Source organism: Streptomyces sp. NPDC051020 (assembly GCF_040683105.1).
Lineage (GTDB): Bacteria > Actinomycetota > Actinomycetes > Streptomycetales > Streptomycetaceae > Streptomyces.
On record NZ_JBFBCG010000037.1, the window covers coordinates 60,002 to 77,774 of the forward strand.

Here is a 17,773-nt window from a genome sequence, read left to right on the forward strand (position 1 = left end):
CCGGTCACTCCTGTGCGAATCGGCCGAGCTGGCGCTCAAGGCTGCGGTTGAGATGGTCCGCCATCGCCTCGGCGGCACGGTCGGCCCTGCGGCGCAGTATCGCGCGCACCACACACTCGTGCTCCGCCACGGTCGGATCGTCCTCGCTCTGCAGGCTGCTCAGGCGGAAGATGTGCAGATGCGAGTGGAGCCGCTCCACCGCGTCCGCGAGCAGGGGCCGGTGGGCGGCCTCCGCGACGGCGTCGTGGAAACGCTGGTCCAGGGCGGCGAAGTCGCGGTAGGTCGCGTACGGTCCCGCGGGAACGGGGTGGGACTGCATGTTTTCCAAGAGCCCCTCGATGGCGTCGAGTTGCCAATCGTCGGCGTGGAGGGCGGCCAGTGCGGCGGCCCGCGGCTCGAGGAGCAGCCGCATCTCGAACAGCTCCTCCACCCCCTGCCGGGTGAGCAGTTCGGTGGCCCGGTAACCGGACAAGGAGCGCTTGACGACGAGTCCGTCGGCCTCCAGCCGGGCCAGTGCCTCGCGTACGGGGGTCGGAGAGACGTTGAGCGTGCGTGCCAGGGCTTCGATACCGACCCGAGCGCCGGGGGCGATCTCATGGTCCATGACCATGGCCTTGATGTCCTCGTAGACGCTGTCGGACAACGCCTGGCGGACCGGCGACGAGGACAGCCTGGTCGTCCCGGCCACGTCGTCGGAGTCGGACGGGTCGTGTGCCGGCATCCGGGGTCTCTCCTCTGTGCTCCGGGGCTGTGCTGTGAGGCGTTTCCGCCACCGGCAGTTTAAGGGCTGTCACGTAATCCCTGGTGGATCAGCGCGCGACGTCCTGCCAGGCAGCGGGCGGAGGAGGAGGCAGCGCCCACATCCTTCGCCCGCTTCGAGGTCCGTCGCTTCACACGACCTAAGGGTTGTCCCGTAATCCCTGGTGGATCAGCGCGCGGCGTCAGATGCGGACGGCCCGGCCTGCATCGGCGCACGGCGAAGCGCCTCTACCGGGTCACGGTAATGGTGCACCGAGCGGACGTCAGATTTCCGCCGCCAACAGTAAAGGTGACCGTCACGGCGTAGTTCCCGGGTGCGACGGCGGATCCGGCACTGAGCCGGACCGTCTCCGAAGCCTCGAGCGGGCCCGAAGCTCGCAAACGGCCCTGACTTCGCTCGGCGGTGAGTCCCTGGGGCGTGGTGAGCGTCCAGTCCACGTCATGCCCCTGGAAGTCGACATCCTGGGCCGAGATCGTCACATCGACGGAGCCACCTTGCCGCACGGTGAACTGGATCTGCGGCAGGTAACCCCACGCCGGGGAGCGGTACTCCTTGGTGATCTGCGCTCGGGTGACCTGTTCGCCATAGCGCGGGGTGGTGTAGCTCGATTCGAGCTGGATGCCGTTGAAGCGGTGCCGCTGGGTCCGCCGGCGGTACAGAGCCATCGCCTGCTGCTTGCCGACCTGGTCGTTGGCCTGGGTGTAACGGCTGATGTCGATGTCGGCCAGGGCGAGTTCGCAGCCCCAGGCCAGCCGGTCGAGGACGAGCGCGGCGGCGCTGGTCCCGGCGGTCTTCGCTCGCGCCGCGGCGATGTCGGCCGCGGCAGCCTGGTACTTGGTCCGCAATGCCAAGCCTTGGCCGGGCGTGTCGAGGACGGTCGGGTCGTCCGAGGTACGCAGCAGGTAGTCGGCCATCTCCTGCGCTGCGGGCCCGAACCGCGCGGGCAGGTAGCTGCTCGTGAAGTCGTCGTAGGTCAGCGTCGGATCCCAGGCGCTGCGGGCGCCGAACAGATGGATCGCCTCGAACTGCAGCCAGTTCGCCGGCTCCGAGTACATGCCGATGCCGTTGACACCGACACTGCGGTACATCTCCGCGTCCTGTGCGAGGACACCGATCGGGTTGCCGAGCTCGCGCCAGCGGTAGCGGCGCGAGTAGTCGTAGATCGCCAGTGTGCCCGGGTGGGTCTCGCGCCAGCGACGCAGCACGTCCAGGTGGTACGCGTTCACGGACGAGGACGGATCGCCGATCGAGACGGTGTACGTGCGTAGAATGCCGGCGAAGTCGATGATCACGTTCGGGTCGAACGCGTACCCGGCCGTGGGTGGGTCCAGGGCGGGTATGTACGCGATGCGTTCGACCTGGACGTCGAGTTCAGCGTCGGCGAGAGCGCCAACGAGGCTGTTCACAACGTGGACTTCGGCGTTGGTGGCGGTGCCGAACTTGGCGAGGGTCGCCTTCGGCCACGTCGCCCCGTCCGGCGGCCAGCAGTCGAAGATGGCGATCTCGGGCCGGGCCCGCAGATAGGTGACCACCTCGGCGACATACTGGGACACCGCCGCTTCGTCGTGCACGTTGAAGACGTTGGACCCGGGGGTGTAGTACTGCGGGTGGTCGGACCGGCGGAGAAACGCGTCGTACCCATGGCCGCCGACTTCCACGACGATGCCGCGCTTCGCGAGTTCCGGTGCCATCCCTGCCGCGAAGTCCTCGTAGCGGGCGACTCCGGCCCCGTAGTAGTCGTACGGAAAGACCAGGATGTTGAGCCGTTGCTTGCCCATCCAGTCGATCAACGCGGTGAGGCCGGCCTGGCTTATGCTCCAGCCCTCCTCGATCGCTTTGCGCCGCACCGGCCAGGGTGGCGTGACCAGGCTGGTCTGGGAACGGACTGAGATGTCGCCGGTCTGCGGTACGGTCTCGGCGGCACCCTGGTAGTAGCTGAACTGCGGTGCGAAGAAGCCGACTCCGAGCTGCTCCAGCAGGGCGTATGTCGCGTACACCACGCCGCGGTCGCCCACACCGGTCAGCAGCACGCCGTGCGGGGTCGCGCTGACCAGGTAACTGTCCGTCGCCTGGTCGCGCAGCTGCGTGTCGGCCTTGGCCAGCCACACCGGCGGGACGGTGGTCGCTTGGCGTCGGCTTCCGGGGAGCACGAGCACTCCGGAGGTGGCCGTCTGCGGCTGTTCGGGCTGCGCGCGCAGGATCTGGAGGCGGGCGCCTCCCATCCGCTCTACGTAGTCGGCCAGTTCGGCGGCTGCGAACTGTGCGGTGGCACCGCCCCACCACAGCACCGTCGCCTTGCCGTGGCCGTCGTGGGCGAGCGCGAAGGCGGCTTCGGACCCGCCGTCCTCCGCCGCCTGGGCCGGCGCCCCGATGGTTGTCGCGGCGACGGCTCCGGCCACGCCGGCAAGGAATGATCGACGCTTGACGTGCTTCATGGCGGCTCCTGGGATCGGGCATCGTGTCATGGGCGTGTGCGTTGGGGGCTGGCGTGCGCCTTGTGCGGGGGACGTACGGTCTTCGCCGTTGGCGGCGGAAGCCTGTATGACCGACGGGCTATGCAGGGGTCCTGCAGGGTGTGCGGCGGGGCGGTGACGGGCCAGGGCTCAGCTTTCTTCCGAAATCGGATCGTATTGAGAGCGAAGTCAGGCCCGCAAGGGGTCTACAGGAGAACCCCGTCTCCGGTGGCTGCATCGGATGTGTTTCCTCGTTGTGATCTCTGCGCCTGACGGTCACCCAGGTACATGTATCCGCTGCGACCCTGCACACCAGCAGTGCTGCCGCATCCGTGCATGCCGGCCAGAACGGAGGCGGCGGTCGGCCCGCGGCTCACCCGCCACCACCGAGCACGTGCTGCGCTGCGAGACATCCGGCCTCGCCGCAGAAAATTCTTCCCATCTTTGCCCGAATAGCGAGCAAGGATGCATCATGCTGCGGTGACCCCTACTCCTGCCCGCCGCAACAGGGCGGCCTACGACGATCTCGTTCTCGCCGAGCTTCGCCGATCGGGGGCGCTCAGTCGCGCCGAACTGAGCCGGCGCACCGGTCTGCCCAAGACCACGCTGTTCAGCATTGTCGCCGGACTGCTCGAAGCTGGTGTCCTGGTCGAGCAAGCCGCCGACGACACCGCGGGGCGCGGTGTCGGTCGACCCGCGACCCGAGTCGTACTCAATCCTTCCGCCGGCCTGTACGTGGGATTGGACATCGGCCGCAGCCGGATGCACCTGGTCATCGTCAATACCTCTCACGAGGTGGTGGCGAGCGGCATGTGCGCCCTGCCGTCCGCCGTGCGCGCCGACGTAGTGGCCCCGGCGGCGACGGAACTGCTGCGGCGGGCCGTCGGTGAGGCAGCGGTCGACCCGTCGACGCTGGTGGCGGTCGGCGCGGGCCTCACCGGAATCGTCGGCGTCGAGTGGAAGCCCAAGGAGACCGAAGCGCTGCGGGCACGCATCGCCGAAGAGTTCGGCGTGCCAGTGGTACTGGGCAACAACTCCCGTGCCGCGGCCCTGGCTGAGGCGACCTGGGGCGCGGGACGCTCGGCGGAGGACCTTGTGTATGTGCGCTGGTCCACGGGAATCGGCGGCGGTTTGGTGGTCGGCGGTCGAGCCGTGGCCGGGGCGCACGGCTGTGCCGGTGAGATCGGCCATGTGAGCGTGGAGCCGGACGGGAAGCCCTGCCACTGCGGTGGCCGCGGCTGCCTCGAAGGAGTAGCCGGCGGCGCGGCGCTGCTGGAACAGTGCGCCCGGCACGGACTTGTCCTCGCTGACCTGGACGCCCTGGTCGCCACCGTCCGTAACCTTTCCCCGGCCGCCGGCCGGGTGGTCTCCAGTGCTGCGGACCGGTTGGGCAGGGTGCTGGCCGGGACTGTGGCGCAGCTGAATCCCTCACGGATCGTCGTCGGAGGCGAGTTGGCTCAGCTCGGATCGCTGGTCCTGGACCCGATCCGCGAGGCGCTCGACCGGTTTGCCCTGCCCCGCGCGTCGAGGCGAGTGGATGTCGTACAGGCGGATCTGGGAGCCAACGCTGCGGCTCTCGGGGCGGTGGCGCTCCTGCTCCGGGAGGAGCCGGCGCGGGCATAAGGGAGCGGTCAGCGATCACAGGGTGCCAACCCCTTGTGGGCCAGACCCCTCATGAATATGATCCGCTCCTGGAAAAAAGAGTTACCCAAGAGCTCTTCCTTGGACCATGAAGGCGAAGGGAAGCCCGACATGATCCTCGCCGACATCATCAGGTCGAAGGCGACCGAGTAGGGCCTCAAGCTTCCCGTGATCACGGTCGCCAGTCCGTACTGCAACACGCTTACGACTGGGCCGAGATCCGCCTGATCAAGAATTCACGATTCAGGTTTGCATGCACCCCGTAGGAGAGGTGTACATGTCTCATCCCCCTGCCCCCGCGCGACCATCCCGCCTCAGATCGCTCCCGGTCGCGTCGACCACGACGGCCGGACGCGTCTTAACGCTGATCGTGGCGCTCGCCGTTGCCGCACTCTCGCTGATCGCTGTGCCGTCCGCGGCCTCCGCCTCCGCCTCCACCACCACGTCCACCGCCCCCGCTACCTCCGCCAAGAATCCTGTCCCGACCACGAAGGCCGCTGACGCCACCTCGCCTGACCAGCACCCCACCAATCAGGTGTGCGCCACGCCGTCAAAGGCCGGCGAGATGTCCTGTCTCGCCATGGTCCGCACCGATGTCGTCGCGGCGAAGGGTCTCCAGGCTGATGCCGCTCCCGCCGGTTTCGGCCCGGCCGATCTGCAGAGCGCGTACAACCTGCCCGCCGCCTCCACTGAGACGGTCGCGATCGTCGACGCGTACGACAACCCGAACGCCGAGGCGGACCTGGCTGTTTACCGTCAGCAGTACGGGCTGCCGCCGTGCACCACGGCCAACGGCTGCTTCAAGAAGATCGACCAGCGCGGCGGCACGGACTATCCGTCACCGGACTCCGGGTGGGCTGCGGAGATCGCCCTGGACATCGACATGGTCAGCGCGACCTGCCCGACTTGCAAGATCCTGCTGGTTGAAGCCGACGACGCCTACATGGACAACCTGGGTGCGGCCGTGAACCAGGCGGTCGCCCAGGGCGCCAAGTACGTCTCCAACAGCTGGGGCAGCCGTGAAGGTTCCGACCAGACCCAGTACGACGACGCCTACTTCAACCACCCCGGTGTGGCGATCACCGTCAGCAGCGGTGACTACGGTTTCGGCGTATCGTATCCGGCCGCGTCGCCGTATGTGACGGCGGTCGGCGGCACCTCGCTGGCCAAGAACGCCTCCACTACCCGCGGTTGGACCGAGGCGGTGTGGATGAACGCGGGCAGTGGCTGCTCGGCGTATGGGTCCAAGCCGTCGTTCCAGAAGGACACCGGCTGCGCCCGCCGTACGGTCGCGGATGTGTCCGCGGTTGCGGACCCGAACACCGGTGTCGCGGTCTACAACAACGGCTGGAAGGTCTTCGGCGGTACCAGCGCGTCCGCCCCGATCATCGCCTCGGTCTACGCACTGGCCGGGAAACCGGCGGCGAGTTCGGCGCCCAACTCCTACCCCTACGCCCAGCCGTCCGCGCTCAACGATGTGACTTCCGGAAGCAACGGCAACTGCACGTCGACGTATCTGTGCAGGGGTGCGCCGGGTTATGACGGGCCGACCGGCCTCGGCACCCCGAACGGGGTCGCCTCGTTCCGTTCCGGGCCGCACGGCACCGTGACGGGCACCGTCACCGACGGCACCGCTCCGCTGACGGCAGCCAAGATCACCGTGGGTGACGTCACGGCGATGACGGACGGTCAGGGGCGCTACACCTTGAGCGTGCCACCGGGGACGTATGACGTCAGCGTGAGCAAGTTCGGGTACCCCGGCAAGACTGTTTCGGATGTCGCGATCGCCGACGGCCAGACGGTGACCGAAGACTTCGCGCTGACCGCGAAGCCGCGCGTCAACGTCACCGGCAAGGTCCATGACGGTTCCGGTCAGGACTGGCCGCTGTATGCGACCGTGGGGGTCAAGGGCGAGCCGACGGCGGTCGCCTACACCGACCCCAAGACGGGAAAGTACACGCTGAGTGTGCCCGCCGGGAACACGTACACCCTGCAGGTCGACCCGCTGTATCCGGGTTACACGCGGGACTCTCAGGATATTCAAGTGGGTTCGGCGGATGTGACGCATGACGTCGACGCGCCGGTCGACCAGACGACCTGCAGCGCAGCCGGATACGGCTTCCACTACGCCGGTACCACCGAGTCGTTCAACGGCACTCCCCCACCATCGGGCTGGACCGTCGATGACAAGGTGGGCAACGGTCAGACCTGGGTGTTCAACGACCCCGGCAGGCGCGGCAACAGGACCGGCGGGAACGGCGGCTTCGCCAACGTCGACAGCAGCTACTACGGTCATGGAAAGACCCAGGACACGTCGCTGATCAGCCCGGTCATGGACTTCAGTCAGCGAACCCACCCGATCGTGTCCTTCCGCACCGACTACTTCGGCTTCTCGTTCGGCCAGACCGGGGACGTCGACTTCAGCGTCGACGGCGGCCAGACGTGGACCAACGTCTGGCACCACACCAAGGACAGCGCCCGGGGGCCGCGGACCGAGATCGCGGACCTCTCCCAGGCCGCCGGCAAGGCCAACGTCCAGGTACGGTTCCACCTCACCGCCAGTTGGGGATGGTGGTGGCAGGTCGACGACGTCTTCATCGGCGACCGCACCTGTGACCCGGCACCGGGCGGCCTGGTCGTCGGCCAGGTGACCGACAAGAACACCGGGGCCGGGATCAACGGCGCCTCGGTGACATCGGCCGACAAGCCCGCGGAGAAGACGACCTCGGTGGCGACGCCGGATGACCCGAACCTGGGCGACGGCTTCTACTGGATGTTCTCCTCGCTCACCGGAGAGCACAAGTTCACCACCACGGTGGGGAACTACTACACGGCACAGGACATCACCCTCGACGTCGCCCCCAACCGGGCAACCGACGGCACCGTCGCCCTGCCCGCACCCCGGATCGCGGTCAGCCAGGCCCGGCTCAGCAAGACCGTCGACTGGCAGGGCCAGGGCAGCTCCACCCTGACCCTGAAGAACACCGGAACCGCCCCGGTGACCGCCAAGATCGATGAGCTGCCGGGCGTCCACCAGCCCGCCGCGAAGCAGCAGGGCGCTCCGCTGCAGGAGGTGAAGGGACACTACAGCCCCCTGCGGTTCCGGCCCGACACGACCAGGCAGACGGCGGCCAAGCCCTCGGCGACGCCGTACGCGGCACCGTGGACGACGGTGGCCGACTACCCCACGCCGATCATGGACAACGGTGTGGCGACCATCGACGGCAAGGTCTACTCGGTCGCGGGAGTCGACGGCACGCATATGCTCAAAAAAGCCTACGTCTACACCCCGGGTGCCCACGCATGGAGTGCCCTGCCGAATCTGAGCGTCGCCCGCGAGGCGCCGCAGGCGGCTGCCTACGGTGGCAAGCTCTACGTCTTCGGGGGTTGGGGCGCGGACTCGTCTCCGGTGGCCAAGACCGAGATCTACGACCCGGTGACCGGTGCCTGGTCCACCGGCGCCGACAACCCGAAACCCTTCGCCGGCGCCGCTGTGACCGTGCTGGACGGCAAGATCTACATTGTCGGCGGCTGCACGTCCGACACCTGTGGCAAGACGGATGTGCAGGTCTACGATCCGGCGTCGGACTCCTGGAGTTCGAGCAAGGCCTACCCGGAGTCGACTGCCTGGCTCGGCTGCGGCGGCGTCGAGGACAAGCTGTACTGCGCAGGTGGGATGTCGGGCAGTACCAGCACCAAGCACGCCTACAGCTACGACCCGTCGTCCGACAGCTGGACTCCAGTCGCCGACCTGCCGATCGACCTGTGGGGGATGGGCTACTCAGCGGCAAACGGCAAGCTCCTCGTGTCCGGCGGCGTGACCGGCGACTCCAGGACGCTTACCAACAGGGGCTTCACCTACGACCCGGGTTCCAACACCTGGACCGCGCTGCCCAACTCCAGCAACACTTTCTACCGCGGCGGCTCCGCCTGCGGCTTCTACAAGATCGGAGGTACTACCGGAAACTTCTACGCCTTCAAGACCTCGGAACTGCTGCCCGGCTTCGACCAGTGCGCTGACACAACGGATGTCCCCTGGCTCTCAGAGGACAAGACCCACGTGACGCTTCAGCCGGGCGAGAGCGTTGACGTCACCGTGAGCTTCAACGCGAACCTCGCCGAGATCACCCAACCGGGCACGTTCACCGCGCAGCTCCTGATCAGCGCGAAGACCCCGTACGGGAGCGCGCCGGTGCCGGTGACGTTCACGGTGAACCCGCCCAAGACCTGGGGAAAAATCACCGGGACGGTCACCGCGGTCGACTGCACCGGCACGCCGAAGCCGCTGGCTGGAGCGACCGTGCAGATCAGTTCGAAGAAGGCGGGGAGCTACACGCTGACGACCGACCGGAACGGTCAGTACGTGCTCTGGCTCGACGTCAGAAACAACCCGGTCAAGGTGACCGCGTCCAAGGACGGCTGGGGGTCGCAGGCCACCTCGGTCGAGATTGAGCCTCGCAAGGCGACCACGGCCGACTTCTCTCTCGAACCCGACCACACCTGCACGTGATTCGATGCTCAGTGCGGGCCGGGGCCGGCCCGCACTGGCAGGCCCCACGGTCCCGCCACCAATCCGATGGTGCCGAGTGCTGATTCGGGGCTCGCGTGGCGTCGGTCCCCAAGACCTGGTTGGTCTTGGGGACCGACGTTCTTGTGGAAGTGGGTTTCCTGCCGTGGGGGGGCGGGTGCCAATTCTTCCAGCCTTTGTCCTAATAACGGAGCTAGGGGAGCATCATGGCATCGTGACCACTACCCCGAACGGCCGTCCGCGCACGGGCCATGACGACCTTGTCCTCGCCGAACTTCGCCGCTCCGGGGCTCTCAGCCGGGCCGAACTCGGTCGCCGTACCGGACTACCGAAGACCACCCTCTTCGGCACGGTAGCCGGGCTGCTCGAAACCGGTGTCCTCGTCGAGCAGTTCGCGGACCTCTCGGGCGACCGCGGCCGGGGCCGGCCTGCTGGGAAGGTCGTGCTCAACCCGTCGGCGGGCCTGTACGCCGGCATCGACGCCGCCCGTGGTCGCATGCGGCTGGTCATCGTCAATGCCTCCCATGAAGTGGTGGGCAGTGCGACCCGCGTGCTGCCTGCCGCTCCCGACGCCGCAGTGGTGGGCCGAGCGGCGACAGACCTCATGCGCCAGGCAGCAGCGGAGGGCTCGGTAGGCCTTTCGACCCTCTTGGGCATGGCCATCGGCCTCCCGGGCATCCTGGGCGTCGAGCTCGCCGAGGGGCACGTCGAGGAGGTGCGCCGCTTGGTCGGCGAGGAGTTCGGCGTTCCCGTCCTCACCGGCAACAACTCCCGCGCTGCCGCGCTGGCGGAGGCGACTTGGGGGGCCGGGCGCAATGTGGAGGACCTGGTCTACGTTCGTTGGTCCAGCGGGATCGGCGGAGGGCTCGTGATCGGCGGCCGTGCGGTTGCCGGGGCGCACCAGGGTGCCGGTGAGATCGGCCATGTGAGCGTGGACCGCAACGGACCGGTCTGCCACTGCGGGGGGCGTGGCTGCCTCGAACTCGTCGCGGGCGGCGAGGTCCTGCTGGAACAGTGCGCGCAACGAGATCTCGTGCTCGATGACCTCGACGCCTTGGTGGACGCCGTGCGGAACCTCTCCCCGACGGCGCTTCGTGTGGTCTCCGCCGCGGCGAGGCGCATCGGAGCGGTGCTGGGCGGGAATGTCGCACTGCTGGACCCCGCGCGGATCGTGGTCGGGGGTGAGTTGGCACAGCTCGGCTCACTGGTCCTGGACCCGATCCGCCAGGAGATCGCTCGGTTGGCCCTCCCGCTCGCCGCACGGCAGGTGGAGGTCGTCCAGGCGGACCTGGGTGTCAATGCGGCCGCGCTGGGCGCAGTCGCCTGGCTCTTGCGCAAGGAGCCCTATCCGGCATGACGGCCGTGCCCCGGGCCTGGCAACCGTGCGACGGGTGGTCAAATGACTGCGCACCCCCTTGTGGGACACGTTTGGGCCTCAATATGATCCGGTCTGGGAAAAAATCGCCCAGTGCTTCTGACGCTCCTCTCACGTCGCCCGGCGCCGCGCTCATCGCCTCCCGTCGAGGGGGCTGATCGGAAGGTCCACGCCTGTGCCGCCCTGCAGCGTTCTGTTCCTGATGACCGACCAGCACCGAGTCGACACGTTGGGCTGTTACGGCAACCCTGTCGTCAGCACGCCCGCGCTCGACTCCCTCGCCGCGGAGGGCACCCGGTTCGACAGCTTCTACACGCCGACCGCTATCTGCACTCCGGCCCGCGCGTCGCTGTTCACAGGACAGCACCCGTTCCGGCACGGCCTGCTGGTCAACCCCGAGCGCAACGGAGGCGCCCGAGACGAGGTCGAGGACAACGCCCCGGTCCTGTCCGCGCCCCTGCTGGAAGCGGGCTACGACCTCGGCCACGTCGGCAAGTGGCACATCGGCCGGACCCGGGGGCCGGAGTTCTACGGCATGGACGGCGAACACCTGCCCGGTGCCCTCAACCCGTTCCACCACCCCGCCTATGAAGCGTGGCTCAACGCCAAGGGCTATCCCCGCTTCGCAGTCAAGGACGGGGTCTTCGGTGCCGCGCCCAACGGTCTCGACCGCGGCCACCTGATCGCCGGGCGCCTTCAGCAGCCCGTAGAGGCCACCATGGAGGCCTACCTCACCGGCCAGACCCTGGAGCTCCTCGACCGCTACGCCGACAACTGGCACTCCGAGGGAAAGCCGTTCATGCTCTCCTGCCACTGGTTCGGTCCCCATCTGCCCTATCTGATCCCGGACGAGTACTACGACATGTACGACCCGGCATCGGTGCCCCTACCGGCCTCGATGGCCGAAACGTTCGCGGGCAAGCCGGACGTCCAGCGCCGCTACGCCGAGTACTGGTCGGCCGACGCATTCGACGGCGACGCCTGGCGCAAGCTCATCGCCGTCTACTGGGGTTACGTCACGATGATCGACCACCAGGTCGGCCGGCTCCTCGACGCCCTGAAAGAGCGTGGACTGTGGGACGACACCGCGGTGGTCTTCACCGCCGACCACGGCGAGTTCACCGGCTCCCATCGGCTCAATGACAAGGGCCCCGCCATGTACGAGGACATCTACCGCATTCCGGGCCTGGTCCGGGTACCCGGGTGCCCCCCTCAGGTCCGCGACGACTTCGCCACCCTGATCGATCTGTACGCCACCCTTCTCGACTTGGCCGAAGTGCCCGTCCCTGACGACTGCGACGGCCGGAGCCTGCTGCCGGTGCTGAGCGGGGAGCCCGCCGACGGCACTCGCGAGGAGGTCGTCACCGAATTCCACGGCCACCACTTCCCCTACTCGCAGCGGATGATCCGTGACCGCCGCCACAAGCTCGTCTACAACCCCGACAGTGTCAACGAGCTCTACGACCTGGACGTCGACCCGCACGAACTGCACAACGTCCACGACGCCCCGGCCTACGCCCACGTCCGCCGGGACCTGACCACCCGCCTGTACCAGGAGTTGCTGCGTCGCGGTGACCCTGCCTACACGTGGATGAGCTACATGTCCGACATCGGCTCGGATCGTGCGCCTGACGTCGACGGCGTCGCGGACGAGGTGGCATGAGCAGCGAGATCACGCCTGCCGAGGACCTCCGGCAGGCGGCTTCCCCACTGGAGGACCCCATGAGGGGTGACAACGCCATATCCGCGGGCGCTGGCCGCGAGGGAACCACTCGGGCCGCCGGGGCGATGGTCCGCCGCCGGCCGCGGGGCAGAGGGGTCGACACCCGCGGGCTGCTGCTGTCGGCCTGCTCCGCGTTGCTGGGTCTCCTGGTATGGATCGGACTGGCCCACAGCGGAATCCAGGGCTTCCCCGGCCCGCCGGCGGTGGCCGACCGCGGATGGCAGCTGATCCGGGACGGCATCCTCCTCGACGACCTCGCGGCCAGCCTGCGACGGGTGCTCACCGGCTACGTCATCGGCGTCGCCGCCGCGATCCCCGTGGGGTTCGCGATGGGCTGGTACCCGATCGTGCGTCGGCTGGTCGAGCCGTGGCTGCAGTTCTTCCGGATGGTCCCGCCGCTGGCGATCATCCCGTTGGCCATTGTGTTGATGGGCATCAACGAGACGCCCAAGGTCTTCGTCATCTTCCTGGCCGCGTTCCTGTCCTCGGTGGTCTCCACCTTCCAGGGCGTGGTCTCGGTGGACGCCACCCTGGTCAACGCCGCCCGCGTGCTGGGAGCCAAGGACCGCCGTGTGTTCCTCGGCGTCGTGGTCCCCGCCTCCACCCCGTTCATCCTCGTCGGCATGCGGATCGGTCTCGGCGCGGCCTGGGCCACCGTGGTGGCGGCCGAACTGATCGCCGCGCAGAGCGGCCTCGGCTTCCGCATGCAGCAGGCTCAGCTCTATTACGACCTGCCCACCATGTTCGTCCAGTTGATCACCATCGGCGCCGTCGGCCTGGTCATGGACCGGCTGCTGCTGTTGACCGAGCGCAAGCTGACTGGATGGCAGGAGAGGAGATAGCCCGTGCCCGCCATCAAGTTCAACGACGTATACCGCGACTTCGACACCAAGAACGGCGGCCTCGTCGCCCTCGACCACGTCAGCCTCACCATCGAGGACGGCGAGTTCGTCACCGTCGTCGGCCCGTCCGGATGCGGCAAGAGCACCATGCTCAACATCGCGGCCGGCCTGCTCGAAGCCGCCGGCGGAACGGTCACCGTGGACGACCAGCCGGTGAACGGCCCCAGCCCCGAGCGCGGCGTCATCTTCCAGCAGTACGCGCTCTTCCCCTGGATGACCGTCACCGAGAACGTCGAGTTCGGCCTCAAGGTCGCAGGAGTCGACAAGCGCGAGCGGCGGGCCACCGCCCTGCGGATGATCGACATGGTCGGTCTCACCGACTTCGCCGATGCCCTGCCCAAAACCCTCTCGGGCGGCATGAAGCAGCGATGCGCCATCGCTCGCGCCTACGCCGTGAACCCGAAGGTCCTGCTCATGGACGAGCCCTTCGGCGCACTGGACGCCCTCACCCGCATCCGCCTCCAGGACTCCCTTCTGGAGACCTGGAGCCGGGACCGGCGCACCGTCATGTTCATCACCCACGATGTCGACGAGGCCGTCTACCTCGCAGGCCGCGTCGTCGTGATGGCCGCGCGCCCCGGCCGCATCCACCAGATCATTCCGGTCGACCTGCCTTACCCCCGCACCGAGGAGATGCGCCTGTCCGCCGAGTTCGCCGAACTGCGACGCCAGGTCTGGAACGCCGTCTACCACCAGCCGACCACAGTCGAAGGAGCCGACTCATGAACCGCAGAACCGCCGGCCTGAGGGCGGCCACGGTCATCCTCGTCATGGCAGCATCCGCCACCGGCTGCAGCAGCGGCGACTCGTCTTCCGGCGGCCCGGCCGCCACCCCCGTCAGCCTCGGCTACATCGCGGACTACAGCGGCTCCGCGGCCTTCGCCGTCGCCGCCAAGCAGGGCCTGTGGGCCAAGCAGGGCCTCAAGCCCGACCTGAAGGTCTTCACCAACGGTCCCCTCCAGGTCCAGGCACTCGGCGCCGGCGACCTCGACTTCGGCTACGTCGGCCCCGGTGCCCTGTGGCTGCCTGCCTCCGGCAAGGCCAAGATCATTGCGGTCAACATGCTCGGCCAGGCCGACCGGGTCATCGCCCGCCCCGGCAGCGGCATCACCAAGCCCGCCGACCTCAAGGGCAAGAAGGTGGCCGTCCCCGACGGCACCTCCGGCGACATGATCCTCAACCTCGCGCTGGAGCAGGCCGGTCTCAAGCCCAGCGACATCACCCGCGTCTCCATGGACCCCAGCACCGTCGTCGCCGCCTTCTCCTCCGGGCAGGTCGACGCCGCCGCCATCTGGTACCCGCTCATCGACACCATCAAGAAGCGGGTCCCCGACCTCGTCGAGGTCACCGGCACCCAGAACTTCTACCCGAAGCTGACCTTCCCCAGCGCCTTTGTCACCCAGCCCGGACTGCCCACCGGCAACCCCGCGCTGGTCAAGAAAGTCACCACGGTGCTGCGCGAGGCCGACGACTGGATCGCCGCCCACCCGCAGGACTCCGAAAAGGTCACCGCCGACTTCCTCAAGCTCCCGGCCGACCAGCTCGCAGGGTCCACCAAGTACGTGAAAATCATGTCCTCAGGCGACCTGGCCAAGCTCACCCAGGACGGAACGGTCGACGGCTGGTTCAACGGGCTCGCCGACGTGTTCGTGACCATGGGCAAGCTCAAGGCCCCCGGCGACGCCAAGGACTACTACCTCGGCAGCCAGTACCGGGCCGCCACGACCGAGTGACACAGCATCCCAACGGTCGGCGGGCCTCGCCGCCGACCGTTACCCCGAGCCGCACCCGACATGGAAGGGACGCCGTGGTCTTCATCGACATCGAGGCCGTCCAGCCGCAGACCGACCCCTGGCCAACGGCCGAAGGTACGACCGGTCACGCCTGCTGCGGACCACACCGCAGCAACCGTTCACCGGCGGCCCCCTCACCCCTCGCCGCCGCACCCATCGCCGCCCCGCACCGAGAACGCAAGGACATCCTGCGCGGCATGGCCGCCATCCCCGGCGGCACCTTCTGGATGGGCGGAAACGACCCCGACGCCTTCCCCGAGGATGGCGAAGGCCCGGTGCGGCAGGTCGGCCTGCGCCCCTTCCACATCGACGTCCACGCCGTCTCCAACGCCAAGTTCGCCACCTTCGTCAAAGCCACCGGCTACGTCACCGAAGCCGAACGCTTCGACTGGTCGTACGTCTTCCAAGGCTTCCTCCACCCCGACGCGCGGCGGCACGTCCTCGATGACACTGTCCCCGGCGCCCCCTGGTGGCGCGCGGTCCAGGGGGCCTTCTGGCGAGCCCCCGAAGGACCCGGATCCTCCATCGGCAACCGGCCGAACCACCCGGTCGTCCACATCTCCTGGCACGACGCCAACGCCTACGCCACCTGGGCCGGCAAGCGCCTGCCGACTGAAGCCGAATGGGAGCGCGCAGCCCGCGGCGGGCACGAACGCCGGCGTTTCCCCTGGGGCGACGAGCTCGACCCCAACCGCCGCCCCCGCTGCAACATTTGGCGCGGAGACTTTCCGCACAACAACACCGCCGCCGACGGCTACCGCTCCACCGCGCCCGTCAACGCCTTTGCGCCCAACGGCTACGGCCTCTACAACACCTCCGGCAACGTCTGGGAATGGTGTGCCGACTGGTTCAGCGCCGACTGGCACGCCCCCGACACCCCCGCCACCCGCAGCGACCCCACCGGCCCTACCGCCGGCCACGTCCGCGTCATGCGCGGCGGATCCCACATGTGCCACCACACCTACTGCAACCGCTACCGTCTCGCGGCCCGTACCGGCAATGCCCCCGACAGCTCTGCGGGCCACACCGGCTTCCGCTGCGCCTACTGACTGGGGGCGGCCGCGTCCGGCGCTCCCCGAGACGCAGCCGGCAAGCACTCGCCGCTCGCGGTCCACCGGACGCTCGCGAAGGAGCCACATTGGACGCTCAATCCAGAGCCATGACACGGTCGAGCGCCGGAGTGCTCGACACCCAGCACGGGCTGCACCGCCCCGGAGGTGTTCACCATGTACCCGGAGCTTCAGCACCTCGTTGACTCGCTGGCGACCCAGCTGTCACGCCCGGCGACCGTCGAGGACCGCCGACAGCGGCTGGTGGTCTACAGCCGGCACAGCGAGGTGCCCGACGCCGTACGCCATGCTTCGATTCTGCAGCGCTGTGTATCCGGCGAGGTGCTGGCATGGCTGCGACGGTTCGAGCTGGCCAAGGCGCGACACCCGGTCCGCATTCCCCACAATGTCTCGCTCGGCATGCTGCCGCGGTTATGCATACCGATCCGGCACCACGACCTTCTCCTGGGGTATCTGTGGCTCATCGATGCCGATGAGTCGATGGGCTCGGAGCAGGTCGCGCTGGCCGAAACCGCCGCCCAAGGACTCGCGCTCGCGCTCTATCGTGAGGTGCTGACCGGCGAACTCGCGTCAAACCGGGAGACAGAGGCGATCAGGAACCTGCTGCTTTCCGGCAGCGATGTCCAGGCCTATGCGGCGCGCACCCTCATCGACAGCGGGCACTTCGATCCCTCCCTCGGCGTTGTCGTGCTGGTGGCCCGGCCGGTGCTCACCGCCGACGCCGAGCCGGATGACCAGGTGCGGCTCGCCCTCGAACATGCGCTGGTCAACACCCGTCACCGGCTGCCCGCAAGACACGCCGTCCACCTTGTCTCCTACAGCGACGGGTTGCTTCTCTTCGGCACGGAGGGGGAGGTCGACGAGCCAACGGTGAACCGCTGTGTTTCCCACCTCGACCACGCCCTGCAGACCGCACTGTCCGGACTCGAGCAGGTGTCATCATGCGTGATCGGCGTCGGACAGCCACGGTTGGAGTTGGCGCAGGCACGTAGCTCCTATCTCGAGGCCGACCAAGCCGCTCGTATCGCTGCTTCGATGCCTGACGTCGGCCGGATTGCCCGATGGTCCCAGCTCGGCATCTACCGGGTGCTCGAGCAGCTGTTCAGTCAGGACCTCGACGAGCTTGTGCTTCATCCCGGGCTCGAGCGGCTTTTCACCAATCCGGAGGCGCTGCCTCTGCTTCAGACGCTGGAGACCTACCTCGACCTCTCCGGGAACGCACTTGCGACCTCAGAACGCCTGAAGCTGCATCGTACGTCCTTGTACTACCGCATTCAGCGTTTTGAGCACTTGGCAGGCGCCAACCTCAAAGACGGCAACGAACGTCTCTGCCTGCACCTCGGACTGAAACTCGCGCGGTTCACCGGCCGTTACCGGCCTGTCGGCTGAGCCCGACGGCCTCGACGTGGCTTCTGCCCGCTGCAGGCGGGGGTGGCCTAGTGCTGCCCCGCGCAAGTTCGTGGAGGGGTGTTCGGCATGGTCAGCCGGTCTTGAGTGGGGTGCCGTCGTAGGTCCATTTGTACGGCTT

The 17,773-nt window shown here is 68.1% G+C and carries 11 protein-coding genes; 9 read left to right on the forward strand and 2 right to left on the reverse strand.

The genetic code is table 11. The features are described from left to right. Positions 1-4 precede the first annotated feature (4 nt). Positions 5-721 (reverse strand): GntR family transcriptional regulator, encoded by a 717-nt coding sequence (locus AB0N06_RS21205; RefSeq protein ID WP_366136222.1) that lies wholly within the window; start codon positions 719-721, stop codon positions 5-7. A 266-nt stretch (positions 722-987) separates the two neighbouring features. Beyond that, a complete protein-coding gene (locus tag AB0N06_RS21210) occupies positions 988-3,195 on the reverse strand; it encodes a DUF4838 domain-containing protein (RefSeq protein ID WP_366136223.1) in 2,208 nt (735 codons plus the stop codon). Positions 3,196-3,693: 498 nt separating this feature from the next. On the opposite strand from AB0N06_RS21210, the gene AB0N06_RS21215 reads away from it, so the two are divergent. From AB0N06_RS21215 to AB0N06_RS21255, 9 genes are all read left to right on the forward strand, one after another. Continuing rightward, on the forward strand, positions 3,694-4,836 hold the full coding sequence (locus AB0N06_RS21215) for an ROK family transcriptional regulator (protein WP_366136224.1): 1,143 nt from the start codon (positions 3,694-3,696) through the stop codon (positions 4,834-4,836). Between the two features lie 295 nt (positions 4,837-5,131). Then, entirely contained in the window at positions 5,132-9,364 is a 4,233-nt protein-coding gene (locus AB0N06_RS21220) for a carboxypeptidase regulatory-like domain-containing protein (protein ID WP_366136225.1), read from the forward strand. A 232-nt stretch (positions 9,365-9,596) separates the two neighbouring features. Then, the gene (locus AB0N06_RS21225; RefSeq protein ID WP_366136226.1) at positions 9,597-10,739 is read left to right on the forward strand and encodes an ROK family protein; all 1,143 of its coding nucleotides are present in this window, start codon (positions 9,597-9,599) and stop codon (positions 10,737-10,739) included. Between the two features lie 220 nt (positions 10,740-10,959). Beyond that, positions 10,960-12,420 carry a sulfatase-like hydrolase/transferase gene (locus AB0N06_RS21230; RefSeq protein WP_366136227.1) on the forward strand — a complete coding sequence of 487 codons (1,461 nt, stop codon included), beginning with the start codon at positions 10,960-10,962 and terminating at the stop codon, positions 12,418-12,420. A 125-nt stretch (positions 12,421-12,545) separates the two neighbouring features. Continuing rightward, complete coding sequence (locus AB0N06_RS21235) at positions 12,546-13,322, forward strand: ABC transporter permease (RefSeq protein ID WP_366136232.1); 777 nt, start codon at positions 12,546-12,548, stop codon at positions 13,320-13,322. Between the two features lie 12 nt (positions 13,323-13,334). Further along, positions 13,335-14,108: an ABC transporter ATP-binding protein gene (locus AB0N06_RS21240; protein WP_366136233.1), complete on the forward strand. Its 774-nt coding sequence runs from the start codon at positions 13,335-13,337 to the stop codon at positions 14,106-14,108. Beyond that, a complete protein-coding gene (locus AB0N06_RS21245; RefSeq protein ID WP_366136228.1) occupies positions 14,105-15,115 on the forward strand; it encodes an aliphatic sulfonate ABC transporter substrate-binding protein in 1,011 nt (336 codons plus the stop codon). The genes AB0N06_RS21240 and AB0N06_RS21245 overlap by 4 nt, the downstream gene beginning before the upstream one ends. Before the next feature lie 257 nt (positions 15,116-15,372). Continuing rightward, a complete protein-coding gene (locus tag AB0N06_RS21250; protein WP_366136234.1) occupies positions 15,373-16,224 on the forward strand; it encodes a formylglycine-generating enzyme family protein in 852 nt (283 codons plus the stop codon). A 177-nt stretch (positions 16,225-16,401) separates the two neighbouring features. After that, positions 16,402-17,634 (forward strand): helix-turn-helix domain-containing protein, encoded by a 1,233-nt coding sequence (locus tag AB0N06_RS21255; RefSeq protein WP_366136235.1) that lies wholly within the window; start codon positions 16,402-16,404, stop codon positions 17,632-17,634. The last annotated feature ends 139 nt before the right edge of the window (positions 17,635-17,773 follow it).